8 protein-coding genes are annotated in these 13,160 nt (G+C 40.1%); 2 read left to right on the top strand and 6 right to left on the bottom strand.

Annotated elements, in window-relative coordinates; translation table 11 throughout:
• Positions 1 to 26: 26 nt before the first annotated feature.
• The gene (mutS, locus tag FHK88_RS05905) at positions 27 to 2,906 is read right to left on the bottom strand and encodes a DNA mismatch repair protein MutS (RefSeq protein ID WP_227429818.1); all 2,880 of its coding nucleotides are present in this window, start codon (positions 2,904 to 2,906) and stop codon (positions 27 to 29) included.
• Between the two features lie 225 nt (positions 2,907 to 3,131).
• On the opposite strand from mutS, the gene secA reads away from it, so the two are divergent.
• Positions 3,132 to 5,978 (top strand): preprotein translocase subunit SecA, encoded by a 2,847-nt coding sequence (gene secA / locus FHK88_RS05900; protein WP_227429817.1) that lies wholly within the window; start codon positions 3,132 to 3,134, stop codon positions 5,976 to 5,978.
• A gap of 260 nt (positions 5,979 to 6,238) precedes the next feature.
• Positions 6,239 to 6,775, top strand: a complete 537-nt coding sequence (locus FHK88_RS05895; protein ID WP_227429816.1) for a hypothetical protein — start codon at positions 6,239 to 6,241, stop codon at positions 6,773 to 6,775.
• A gap of 235 nt (positions 6,776 to 7,010) precedes the next feature.
• On the opposite strand, the gene FHK88_RS05890 is transcribed toward FHK88_RS05895, so the two are convergent.
• From FHK88_RS05890 to FHK88_RS05870, 5 genes are all read right to left on the bottom strand, one after another.
• Positions 7,011 to 7,571, bottom strand: coding sequence for a YsnF/AvaK domain-containing protein (locus FHK88_RS05890; RefSeq protein WP_227429815.1), 561 nt, complete (start codon positions 7,569 to 7,571; stop codon positions 7,011 to 7,013).
• 252 nt (positions 7,572 to 7,823) lie between these two features.
• Complete coding sequence (locus FHK88_RS05885; protein WP_227429814.1) at positions 7,824 to 8,666, bottom strand: DUF2382 domain-containing protein; 843 nt, start codon at positions 8,664 to 8,666, stop codon at positions 7,824 to 7,826.
• Between the two features lie 511 nt (positions 8,667 to 9,177).
• Positions 9,178 to 10,359, bottom strand: coding sequence for a thiolase family protein (locus FHK88_RS05880; protein ID WP_227429813.1), 1,182 nt, complete (start codon positions 10,357 to 10,359; stop codon positions 9,178 to 9,180).
• A 134-nt stretch (positions 10,360 to 10,493) separates the two neighbouring features.
• The gene (locus FHK88_RS05875; RefSeq protein ID WP_227429812.1) at positions 10,494 to 11,825 is read right to left on the bottom strand and encodes a homoserine dehydrogenase; all 1,332 of its coding nucleotides are present in this window, start codon (positions 11,823 to 11,825) and stop codon (positions 10,494 to 10,496) included.
• Positions 11,826 to 12,192: 367 nt separating this feature from the next.
• Positions 12,193 to 13,023: a DsbC family protein gene (locus FHK88_RS05870; protein WP_227429811.1), complete on the bottom strand. Its 831-nt coding sequence runs from the start codon at positions 13,021 to 13,023 to the stop codon at positions 12,193 to 12,195.
• Positions 13,024 to 13,160: the final 137 nt, after the last annotated feature.

Here is a 13,160-nt window from a genome sequence, read left to right as displayed (position 1 = left end):
CTTCTGCGTATTTTCACAAATTACCATCAGTCATTATTTTTTAGACTATAAATCCATTCTAAAGCAGCTTTTGGTGTTAAGTTATCTGGGTCAAGATTTTGCAACTTTTCGATAACTGCAAGGGCTTGCTGTATTTGCTCTGGTGTTTTATGCTCCAGAAAAGCAAAGTGTTCTGGTAACGTTTCTATCATTTGTGGTTGGGTGTTTTCAGCTTGGGGATAAGCTTTGTCACTTTTAGCATAGCTGGCTTTAGGTTGTATGCTGTTGTTATTTAGATAGTTTTGAGCTTGCTTTAGGACACTATTTGGTATGCCTGCCATTTTAGCAACATGAAGCCCAAAGCTGGAGTTAGCAGCTCCTTGGTTGATTTTATGCAGTAGTAATAACTGTCCTTCTACTTCACTGGCAGCCACATGAACATTCCGAACTTTATCTTGGAACTCGGGTTGTTTTGCCAGCTCTGTCAGTTCAAAGTAGTGTGTTGCAAACAATGTTAAGCTCTTTATTTGGCAGAGCTTTTCGACACAGGCATGAGCGATGGCAAGCCCATCTGTGGTAGATGTACCACGTCCTACCTCATCCATCAGCACCAGTGATTTATCTGTTGCTAGGTTAAGAATTTGTGCAGTTTCTATCATTTCGACCATAAATGTAGATTTACCACCAGCGAGGTCATCGGCAGAGCCAATACGGGTAAAAATACGGTCAATATCTCCAATGACTGCACGGTCAGCAGGTACAAAGCTACCACAGCATGCAAGTAGAATAATTAGAGCAGTCTGGCGCATATAAGTCGATTTTCCACCCATGTTTGGTCCTGTAATAATAAGAAGACGCTCTGGGTGTGTTGTGTCACCAATATAACAATCATTAGCAATAAATTGATGTGTGCTGGTGGTTGAGTTGTTATTAGGTTTGTTAAGACGAGACTCTACAACCAGATGTCTGCCAGCTTCTATAGCGATACCTGTTTGATTGGGTGCCAGTGTTGGACGGCGCCAGTGATTATTTTTTGCCAGTGTTCCCCAGTTTACCAAAACGTCAATTTGTGCCAGTGCAGAGGTAAGACGTTGGAGTGAATTAATATGTTCGTTTAGGGTGTGTAACAGCTTTTGATAGAGTGCTTTTTCACGGGCAAGTGCATCAGTTTGTGCATTGAGATAGTCTGTTTCTAATGTTTTGAGTGCTTCTGTCATAAAGCGCTCACTATTTTTTAGTGTTTGCTGACGGATAAAGTGTTGCGGGGCTTGTTTTGCTTGACCTTTAGGAAGCTCAAAGTAAAAGCCACTAACTTTATTGTAGCCAACTTTTAGGCTGGTTAGTCCCGTTTTTTGCCGTTCTGATTCTACGAGAGTATCTAGCGTATCTTGGATGTTGTGATGTAAATGAGTTAAACGGTCAAACTCTGTATCAAACCCCTGTGCAATCATGCCACCATCACGGATATGCGCTGGAGGGTTTTCAATAATGGCACTATCAATAAGCTGTGCGATATGGTCACAAGTTTGATGGTTGGGTGGTAGTTGTTGTATGAGTAGAGGCAATAGTCCAGATGCTTGAGGGTTAAGCTCTGCTGTGATAAAGGCATCTGTTAGGTGTTGTGCTGAGATAATAGCATCAAGTAAACGGCGTAAGTCTTTAGGTTTAGCACTGCCAAGAGCAATACGAGAGCTGATGCGCTCGATATCGGCAATATCAGAAAGTATATCTGCTAATTGTGTGAGATGAGTAGTGCTGAGGTTATGTAGCCATTCAACGGCATCTAGTCGTTGTTGCAAGGTATCAAGAGGCGTATTTTTGGCATGTGGAGATAGACGCAATGGTCTTTTAAGTTGATTTACCAGCAAACGTTTGCCCATGGCGGTTTGGCAGTGATTGATAACTGAAATTAGGCTTGTGCCTGTGTTGCTGACACTATCAAATAATTCCAGATTTTTTTGGCTGATGTGGTCAATAATTAAGTAATCTTGGGTATTTTCAACCACCAGTTCATTTACTTGTGGTACATGGCGTTGTTGAGTTTGTTGAGCATAGTGAATTAGAGCAGCACAGCTAGTTTGCATTAACGGATTGTTTGCAATGCCTAATCCTTCTAGCATTTGTACTTGAAATTGGGTACATAATGTTTGGGTTGCATGTGCTTGATGAAAGTCACTGGCAGCAACATGAATCAGGGGGCAGGTCAGCTCTTTGTGTAGCCATTGTTGCCATTGATTATCGAGGTTTTCTGAAATGATGACTTCGCTGGGGTCGAAGCGTACCAGTACGTTCAATAGCTGTTGAGTCAGTGTTTGTTCATCATGACTGGCAATGGCTTGGGTACGAATAGTACCAGCATTGATATCTAGCTGGCTGATACCAGCATGATATTGTGCGGATGTGTTGGCTTTGTTTTTAGGGGCTGTTTGAATGTCGATTGCGACCACACTAGGGGTGTGATTTGGGGCAATTAGGGCATCGTCTGTGAGTGTCCCTGCTGTGAGTGTTTTTACCACTTCACGATTCATAATGCCTTTTTTATTTTTGGCTTGATTATTGCTGGTATCATCTTCCTCTACTTGTTCGCAGATAACGACGGTCTCACCAGCAGCAATCAGACGTGCCATATAGCTGTCTGCGGCATGATAAGGAACACCTGCCATAGCAATGGTATTACCAGATTTATCTTTACCACGTCTGGTGAGAGTAATGTCCAAAATATCAGCAGCACGTTGGGCATCAGTAAAAAATAGTTCGTAAAAGTCTCCCATGCGGTACAGTAATAAAGCATTAGGATATTGTGCCTTTAAGGTAAGATACTGCACCATCATAGGGGTATGGTCATCAAGGTGATAAACCTCCCCCGCAATAGTTAAAGTATTATTATGATTGGCTTGTGCTGGTGAGTGTTGGATTGAGTTTGGCATAATACAAAACGGCTTATTGGTGAGTAAAACGGTTTATTTTATCATGATGTGAATTGTTTACTGATAGTGATAGAGTGTTTTTATTGAAATAGGCTTAATGATTGCACTTGTATCTATCTAAAACGTAACCATATATAATAAGAGTAATTTTATTTGGAGGGAGATATAGGCTTAGGTTGACTCTTGAGTATGTATCACCAAAGATTTCCACAGGTTTATATAATTATGTTATCAAAAATAGTCGGCAGTGTAATTGGAACAAAAAATGACCGTGAGCTAAAGCGCATGCGTCAAATTGTTAAGAAAATCAATGCACAAGAGGAAAGTATTCAGTCTTTATCTGATGAGCAATTACGAGAAAAAACGCTAGAATTTAAGCAACGTTATGATAAAGGTGAAAGTCTTGATGCCATGTTGCCAGAGGCATTTGCCGTATGTCGGGAAGCATCAAAACGTACTTTGGGTATGCGTCACTTTGATGTGCAGCTTATCGGTGGTATTACTTTGCATCAAGGTAGTATTGCAGAGATGCGTACAGGGGAAGGTAAAACATTGATGGCAACACTTGCCATTTATCTGAATGCTTTAAGTGGTAAAGGTGTGCATGTTGTGACGGTTAATGATTACTTGGCTACTCGTGATGCTGAGTTAAACCGTCCATTATTTAACTTTTTAGGATTAAGTGTGGGGGTGATTTATTCACAACAGCCTCCACAAGAAAAAGTAGAAGCTTATCAAGCAGATATCACGTATGGTACAAACAACGAATATGGTTTTGATTACTTGCGTGACAATATGGTATTTAGCCTAGAAGAGAAAAAGCAACGCCCTTTAAACTATTGTATCATTGATGAAATTGATTCAATTTTGATTGATGAAGCACGGACACCATTGATTATTTCAGGGCAGGCGGAAGATTCTTCACGTACTTATGCACTTATTAATACCATTATCCCTCGCCTGCAACGCTCAAAAGATGAAGAAGCAAATAAAAATAATGAAGAAGGTGATTTTTGGATTGATGAAAAAAATCGTCAAATTGAAATTAGCGAAAAAGGCTACGAAAAAATTGAAAACTTCCTAATAGAAGTGGGTGAGCTGGGTGAAAATGAAAGTTTATATAGCCCAACTCGTTTGCCTTTATTAGCACATGTGCAAGCTGCTATTCGTGCACATCATATTTTTGTTAAAAATGTGCATTACATTGTTGATGATGGTGAGGTCATTATCGTTGATGAAAATACAGGGCGTACCATGCCTGGTCGTCGTTGGTCAGAAGGGCTACACCAAGCAGTAGAAGCTAAAGAAAACGTCGAAATTCAGGCAGAAAACCAAACACTGGCAACCACTACCTTCCAAAACTATTTCCGTTTGTACGATAAGCTGTCGGGTATGACAGGGACAGCAGATACTGAAGCGGCTGAGTTTAAATCAACCTATGACCTTGATGTCGTTGTTATTCCAACACATAAGCCAATTGCCCGTAAAGATTTAGATGACCAGATTTTCTTGACCAAATTGGGTAAGTATAAAGGCATCATTCGAGAGATTAAGGAAATTCAAGCGAAGGGCGCGCCTGTATTGGTCGGTACAGCTACCATTGAGGCAAGTGAAGAGCTGTCTTATTTATTAGACCAAGAAGGTATTAAGCATAATGTGCTAAATGCTAAACAACACGAGCGTGAAGCAGAAATTATTGCACAGGCAGGTAGTCCTCGTTCGGTTACCATTGCAACAAATATGGCAGGTCGGGGTACAGATATCATTCTTGGTGGTAACTGGCAAGCACAGATTGTTGACCCAGAAAATGTCGATGAAGCACAGATGCAAAAGCTCAAAGAGCAATGGCAGAAGCGTCATGATGAAGTGCTAGCGGCTGGTGGTTTGCATATTATTGGCTCTGAGCGTCATGAGTCACGCCGTATTGATAACCAGCTACGTGGGCGGGCAGGGCGACAAGGTGACCCTGGCCAGTCAAGATTCTTCTTATCATTAGAAGATGATTTGATGCGTATCTTTGCTGGAGACCGTGTGGTGAATATGATGCGTGCCATGGGTCTAAAAGAAGATGAAGCCATTGAGCATAAGATGGTTTCAAAGTCGATTGAAAATGCTCAAAGTAAAGTAGAAAGCCGTGATTTTGATGCCCGTAAAAACTTGTTGAAGTATGATGATGTTGCTAATGAGCAACGTAAAGTCATTTATTCACAACGTGATGATTTATTGGCAGAAGCAGATTTAAAAGAAACCATCGAGTCAATGCATCGGGAAGTATATGATGCCCTTATCAGTCAGTTTGTTTTACCAGGGTCGATTGATGATCAATGGAATATTGATGGTTTAGAAGATGAGCTAGAAAGTGAGTTTAAATACTTTATGCCCATCAATGATTGGCTAGATGAAGACCGCCGTTTGGATGAAGAAGGTCTACGTAGAAAGATTACGCAGGCAGCTATTGACCGTTATCATGAGCGTCGTGAACAGATGGGTGAGGAGCAAGCCGCCAGATTAGAGCGACATTTGATGCTCCAAAGTTTAGACCGTCATTGGAAAGAGCATCTTACGCAGATGGATCAGCTTCGTAAGGGGATTCATTTACGTGGATATGCACAAAAAAATCCAGAGCAGGAATATAAGCGTGAGTCGTTTGACTTATTTACCATGATGCTTGGTGCTATTAAGTCGGATACGGTACAAGATTTATCACGCGTACATATCCCAACAAAAGAAGAGCTGGAAGCAATGGCTGAACAGCGTCGTGTTGAAGCACAAAGAATGCAGATGCACTTTGAGCATAATGAGATAGATAGTCTGACAGGAGAGACGCATCCAGATCCTGAAGTAGCAGCACGTAACCGAGCAGAAGAGCAGCGTACACAAGGGCGCAGCCAAATGCGAATTAACTTTAATACGACTGCAAGTGTGGCTGGAGCGTCAACAGGAAATGCACCAGCAAGTGCTACAGAAACAGGTAATACAGAAGAGAGTTACAAAGACTTGAATATTAGTCGTAACTCACCTTGTCCTTGTGGTTCTGGTTTGAAATATAAACAGTGTCATGGCAAGATTTAGCATCTATTGACAGTATTAAGTGATTGATACTTGTAGTGAAAATAGACAACAGTAACTCTTACTGGTTTTATTATGTTTTTATATCAAAGTATCTTTATAAGATAACTAATCATGTGTGGGAGTGTTGACATTGATTGTCGGTACTCTGGACAGGATAAGTAACAAAATCAGCAATATTTTGTATTAGAATATTAGTTGAGTAAATGGCGTGTCTTGGGGATAATGAGAAAATAATATTTTTATCTAATTAAGAGGTTTATATGATAGGACGTGATAGCAAGTTTGGTTTTATAGCAATTTCAGGTGCGTTGATACTATCTTTGGGGCTGAGTGGCTGTCAAAAGAAAGAAGAGACAACCGACACAGTGTCAGATGAGAATGCTGAACAGGTTGTACCAATGTCTGCTGAACCTGCTGAAACCGAAGAGCCATTAATTTTGGATAATGATACAGAAACAGCAGATACCCAAAGCGTCGATGAGCAAACCGTTGCTAATGCAGGTGTCATTGATACGAGTCATATTGACTATGCTTGTACACCTGCACTAGAAGTCAATGCCTCTTATGCACCAGATAATGAAAGTGTGGCATTAGAAATTGATGGCAATAGTATGGTGTTGAATAATACCAATTCAGGTGACAATCCTATTATCTTTGAAGCCAATCAAAGTGTCTTGACAGATGGTGAAGGCTTGATTCAGTGGCGTGTCAGCACAAGTAGCATTGAGTCTGCCGTATTACGACTCAGTCAATCAGGTGATGCCATTGAGACCTACGATTGTAAATCAGCTTCATAGTTGACCATGACTTTTATAATAGGAAATAAGCAATATCAAAAAAGCCAGCATTTGCTGGCTTTTTTATTTTCTAAAGTATGATGATCTAAATCATGTTATGGTCAAAGAATCACTGAACAGCTATACAGCTATGATGCTACCATCGTTTGCTGTGCAACGGTACTATGTACGTTTGCCTTGTATCTGTTTGAGACTTCTTCAACTATAGAAATAGCTCATTTATCTATCATGATTTTTATCTATCGTGATTTAGGAACCCTTCTTCTTGTACGTCCAGTTCTTCTCGTTGTAATTCCACAGAAATCGTATCTTTATGTGTATGAACTGATTTTTCAATATCTATTTCTTGAACAACATAAGTTTCTTTAGTAACGACAGCCACTTGACGAGATAGTACAATTTCAATGGGTTCATCACCAAGTTGTACTTTATGACCATTGATGGTAACACTAGGAATGCTATCTAACGTTGGCTCAACATGACGAATAACCTCTTTATCATCATAGCTGCCTTCTAACATTGCTTGTGAGTCGACATCTTGATAGGTTGTGGTTACTGTAAGGACTTCTTCAACCAACTCAATAGGAACATTAACCGTTTTTTTACGTACATGCTTTGTGGCAATAACTTTACCAACATCCAGACGCTCTTTATTGACAACGGCACGTTCTTCTAAAAGCTCCAAACGTCCTACTGTTGTACGATTATTAGGAGATGTTGTACTGTCTTCTGATACTGTGTTAACAGTGGTATGTGGCGCTATTTTTTCTTGAGAATTTGATTTTTGAGTATCCATAAGAAGTTTTCCATACAAGTAAGGTTAAGCAAAGGCGATTGATATATTATTTACTAAGATAATTAAAAAATGACTAAATAGCTATGTTGTTGCTCTTATTACTATGCACTACATGATTGAGAGAACGAACTCATATATGTTGCAGTATAGCAAGAAATAACTAAATAGGAAAAAGCCAGAGATATACTCTGGCCTTCTTAGAACAAGCTTTACAATACTAAAATAACACTAAGGACAAAAGCTTAGAGTAGGCTATTTACCACGAGCAGCACGTACATCTGCTGCTGTGATGTCATCACGATTAACGATATTACCATCACGGTCAATGATATTATCATCACCATCAACGTCTAGCTCTTCACGCTGGATGGTTTCATATAATGTCTCTGTATGGCTTTCAACAGTTTTGCCAACACTAACTTCTTCTGTTACGTAAGTCTCTTTGTTAACATGCGCACGTTCAGCTTCTAGTTGTACCTCTACAGAGTTTGTATCTTCACCGATACGACGGTCTGTTGGGCGGTCGACATTTTTACGCTCAATATGGGCATGCTCTTCTTCAAGGTCGACATCAATTTGACGATCTTCTGTCACAATATGTTTGCCTACTTTAACTAGACCAGCAACGATACGGTCTTTATTAACAGTTAGACGCTCTTCTAATAGCTCAAGAGTGTTTGGCGCTTGATAGTCTGTTTCTGCAATTTCTACCTGCTCTTCTACAGGGACTGTATCTGCAACAAAGGCTTGACGGTCTTTTTCAAACTGTTCTTTATAGCTATATTGATAATCATGGTCATACTGCTCCATGGCTTCAACTTGTTTTTTGGTTAAGCTATCAAAAAAGACATCATCACCGACGATACGTGCTAGACCAGCAGGCACAAGTACTTCTTTTGAGCTAAACCAGCCTCCTACATCAACGATAAGATAACGAATACGTCCAGTTGTATCTTCTACTAAAGCCCCTTCAATTTTACCAATTTTATCTTCATGTGCCCCATAAGCAGTTTTGCCGGTTGGGTCATAGTAGTCATCGCCAATTAAATCACGATGAGTGGCTTGAATATCTTTTAAACGTAATAATTGACTCATTATTGTATTCCTTATAGTTAAAAACGAGTTAGTTGGATTGTGTTATTTACTACTGTACTTCTTAACTTTTATTACTTGCAGTTATTTTATACTGGCAATTAACTAACAATAAATTGCTAGAGACATTGCAGAGTTGTCACTGTGTAAACTATTAAGCTAACAACTTGACTATCAGTTTAGCAATCTAACAGAGTTTATCCTATAGGTTTCCAGTTTCATTATGTGAACTAGGCGTAATGAGTTGTAAGGGGCTGTAAGTGATATAACATGTTACTTGAGGACTGTTACAGCTATTTACTTGTGAATGGCGATATAAAAAGTTTTTTAAACGATAGGCACATTTTAAGTGGTTCAGGTGCAACAAAAAACAACCAGCCACTGTAGAGCAACTGGTTGTTTTGATTATGATGGTTATTTCAGTCAAATAACTATTAACTCATGCAACTCATTAACGAATGTAATAATGATATATGATAATAGGTGGACTATTTGACCGAGTTATTCAGTAATGCTAGATAAGCTCAATTGCAACAGCAACCGCTTCACCGCCACCAATACATAATGAGGCAACACCTTTCTTACCACCAGTACGCTTCAATGAGTTGATAAGGGTGACTAAGATACGTGCGCCAGAACATCCAACTGGATGTCCAAGTGCGCATGCACCACCTTCTACATTTACTTTTTCATGAGGAATATTTAGCTCATCAATTGCCAACATCGTTACCATGGCAAAGGCTTCATTAATTTCCCATAAGTCAACATCTTCTACAGTCCAGCCTGCTTTATCAAGCACACGCTCAATTGAGCCAATAGGTGCTAGTGTAAACTCGCTGGGATGGCGTGAGAATGTCGCAGTTGCAACAATGCGTGCCTGTGGTGTTAGTCCTTTTTCTTCAGCAAGGCTTTGTCTAGTAACAACCACAGCAGCAGCACCATCTGAAATTGAGCTGGCATTGGCTGCGGTAATGGTACCTTCTTTGGCAAATGCAGGACGTAACTTAGGAATACGGTCAATGTTAGCATTGCCTGGCTCTTCGTCCACTTCGACTGTGACTTCCCCTTTACGAGTCTTGATAGTCATTGGAACGATTTCGTCGGTAAAGTGACCTTCTTCAATGGCTGTTTTAGCACGATTGAGTGACTCAATAGCAAAGTCATCCATTTGCTCTCGAGTATAGCCTTTTTCATCGGCAACTTCTTGGGCAAATTGTCCCATAAGTTTACCTGTTTCGGCATCTTCTAGCCCATCTAGGAACATATGGTCTTTGACTTCTTTATGCCCCATACGATAGCCAGCACGAGACTGTGGTAGTATGTAGGGTGCGTTGGTCATCGATTCCATACCACCAGCTACGATAACATCCGCACTACCAGCCTTAATGGCATCATGTGCTTGCATCACGGCTTTTAGTCCAGAGCCACAAAGTTTATTAATGGTTACGGCGCCGATGGCATCAGATAAGCCTGCTTGACGCATGGCTTGTCTAGCAGGTCCTTGTCCTAGTCCTGCGGTTAAAATACAGCCCATAATGACTTCGTCGATATCATCGATAGCGACATTAGACCGTTCGACAGCAGCTTTGATGGCAGTTGCACCAAGTTGTGGTGCAGTTGCTCCGGATAGCGCACCTTGAAAGCTACCCATGGCTGTCCTTGCTCCATTTACAATTACGATTGAATCATTTGACATGGTATTTCCTTATTTGTATTGATATTACAAAGCTATTATGTGTTATGACACTATGTTTACCTATGCTGTTTTGTCAATTAATGAGTAAAATCACTTATCATTAAACTCCTGTACAGATAGGTATCTTAAAGATATCACGAAGAAGACAATTCATCTAGGCGAATACGTACAACTTTTGCTGTGATGGCATCTAATTGCTCTATTTTCTCAATGGCACTATTTATCTGCTCTTCTATCACGGGTAGGGTTAAGATAATCACAGGGACTTGTCCTTGTTTATGAGCAGGTTTTTGTAAAATAGCATCAATGTTAATACCAGCATCACTAAGAATGCGGGTGACATCTGCCAATACACCTAACATGTCTTTTGCTTGTAAGCGTAAATAGTAGCCCGTTCTCATTTTTTCAGCAGGTAATACAGGCGTATCTGAAAGTGACTCTGGGATAAAGGCAAGATGAGGCACATGATGTCCATGATTTTCTACAGTCAATACTCGGATAAGATCCATAACATCTGCCATAACAGCAGAGGCAGTTGCACCAGCACCAGCACCATCACCATAGTATAAGGTTTGTCCAAGTGGATGGGCATTGACTAAGACGGCATTTTTAACGCCATTGACATTGGCTAAGAGCTTATCTTCAGGAATCAGTGTTGGATGCACACGCAGCTCGATACCAGAAGGCGTCTGTGTATCGTCATCATATCGTCTGGCAGCAATTCCCAAATGTTTAATACGATATCCCAGCTCTTCAGCGTAAGTGACATCTTGTAGAGTGATGTTAGTAATGCCTTCACAGTAGACTTTGTCAAACTGTAATGGAATACCAAAGGCAATAGAGGCAAGTAGTGCTAATTTATGAGCGGCATCAATACCTTCAACATCAAATGTTGGGTCTGCTTCTGCATATCCTAATGCTTGTGCTTCTGCCAAAACATCATCAAAATCACGACCTTTATCACGCATTTCTGTCATGATAAAGTTGCCTGTACCATTAATAATACCTGCAAGCCAGTCAATCTTATTAGCTGCCAGTGCTTCACGCATGACCTTAATAATTGGTATTCCACCTGCCACAGCCGCTTCATAGGCTACATGGACGTGATGTTTTTCTGCCAGTGCAAAAATTTCATTACCATGTTCGGCTAATAATGCTTTATTGGCAGTAACGACATGTTTGCCATTTTGAATCGCTGCTAAGATGACTTCTTTTGCAACCGTTTGCCCACCGATGACTTCGATGACAATATCGACATCTTTATTGGTGACAATTGCCATAAGATCACTGTCTTGCTGAATACTGGGGTCAATATCATCTCGATGTCGCCGAGTACCAACATGTGTCACTACAATATCGTGACCACTACGGCGTTTTAGCTCTTGAAGGTTATCATTTAGTAAGTTAAGTACACCTGTACCTACTGTACCTAATCCTAGTATTGCAAGTTTGATTGTTTTACTCACATTATCCTCAAATACTTGATGGTTATTATGAAATGTTAATAATAAGATGCTCACTATAATCAAAGTGCTACTAAACAGTTAAGGTGTTGCCCTTGTTTGCTGTACAACCAAACTATCTGTACTCAGTTGTTTTGCATCTGTTTTAGTCTTCTTCAACTATCAAAAAGTGAGTTGGTAAAGTTTTACAATAATTGTAAGCACTGATAAACATTAAATCATATGCCAGTAGCACATGATTAATGGTGATTATACACAGAGGATAATCACCATTATTGCTACCAATATACTATGTATATGTGGATGATGCACCAATTATTTCATGTTTATCAATTTGTTAAGATGGGTAGGACAAAGGCAATTTTGGGTATTAAATACCGAGTGCTTGAGCAATTTGCTCAGCAGGTAAATAGCCACCAATTTGTTCACCAGATTCCGTAAATATTGCTGGTGTTCCACGAACACCGAGACCAAGACCTAACTCAACTTGTTCTGCTACTGGATTTTCGCAACTTGAAGGTGCAACTTCACCACCAGATTTTGCTGTATTCATGGCAGCATTGCGATCTTCACTACACCAGATAGCTTCCATTTTGGGGACAGTCTGCTGGCTACGAGGCCATGCTAGATAGCGTACTTCAATACCTTTATCATTAATTTCTTGCATTTCACTATGCAACTTTCGGCAATAGCCACAATCAGCATCTGTAAAGGCATAAATCACACCTTTGGTTTCTCCGTTTGCTGGGAAAATAACCATATCTTCCTTCGCAACAGCAGCAAGTTTTTGCTGGGCAGCTTGTGTCTGAAGTGGCGTAGCAATATCAACTGGCTCTGCATCACCGATACGTATAATTTGCCCTTGAATGATGTGTTGACCTGTCTTATCTGCAAAAAATGAGGGTAGACCTTCAGCCGTTACCCAGTACATATCTGGCATCTCTGTTGGAGTAGCAGAAATAATGGTAGTCTCAATGCCTGAAGCAGCAAGATTTTTTTGTAAAGCATCAACCACAGAGGCATCTGACTCTGTCGAAGTGCTGGTATTAACTTGGTTAGTATTGGTGGTAGGTGTATTGTTTGTAGTGGTGTTTTGCTCCGCTTGAGCATTTTCATTATTAGCACAACCAAAAAGTAGGACACTAATCAATACTGCAAGGTAAGATGAACGTTTGTATAAAGTAGTGTTAATAGGTGACATGAATAAATCCTTCAGTAAAAGTGAGGTTATGAGCAAAGGTTTGTCTGCTGTTAATATCAGGTTGGTTTTGTACCATCAGGGTATAAAGTATCATTGTTATGAAAAAAGATACCATTATTCCATAATACCACGTTGAG

Source organism: Psychrobacter sp. I-STPA6b, assembly GCF_020662265.1.
In the GTDB taxonomy this organism is placed as follows: Bacteria; Pseudomonadota; Gammaproteobacteria; order Pseudomonadales; family Moraxellaceae; genus Psychrobacter.
The sequence above is the reverse complement of the archived record's forward strand: the minus strand, read 5'-3'. Positions and strand labels throughout refer to the sequence as shown.

Coding starts and splice junctions, on each gene's coding strand:
- mutS (WP_227429818.1), bottom strand. CDS start 2,906: ATGCCAAACTCAATCCAACACTCACCAGCACAAGCCAATCATAATAAT.
- secA (WP_227429817.1), top strand. CDS start 3,132: ATGTTATCAAAAATAGTCGGCAGTGTAATTGGAACAAAAAATGACCGT.
- FHK88_RS05895 (WP_227429816.1), top strand. CDS start 6,239: ATGATAGGACGTGATAGCAAGTTTGGTTTTATAGCAATTTCAGGTGCG.
- FHK88_RS05890 (WP_227429815.1), bottom strand. CDS start 7,571: ATGGATACTCAAAAATCAAATTCTCAAGAAAAAATAGCGCCACATACC.
- FHK88_RS05885 (WP_227429814.1), bottom strand. CDS start 8,666: ATGAGTCAATTATTACGTTTAAAAGATATTCAAGCCACTCATCGTGAT.
- FHK88_RS05880 (WP_227429813.1), bottom strand. CDS start 10,359: ATGTCAAATGATTCAATCGTAATTGTAAATGGAGCAAGGACAGCCATG.
- FHK88_RS05870 (WP_227429811.1), bottom strand. CDS start 13,023: ATGTCACCTATTAACACTACTTTATACAAACGTTCATCTTACCTTGCA.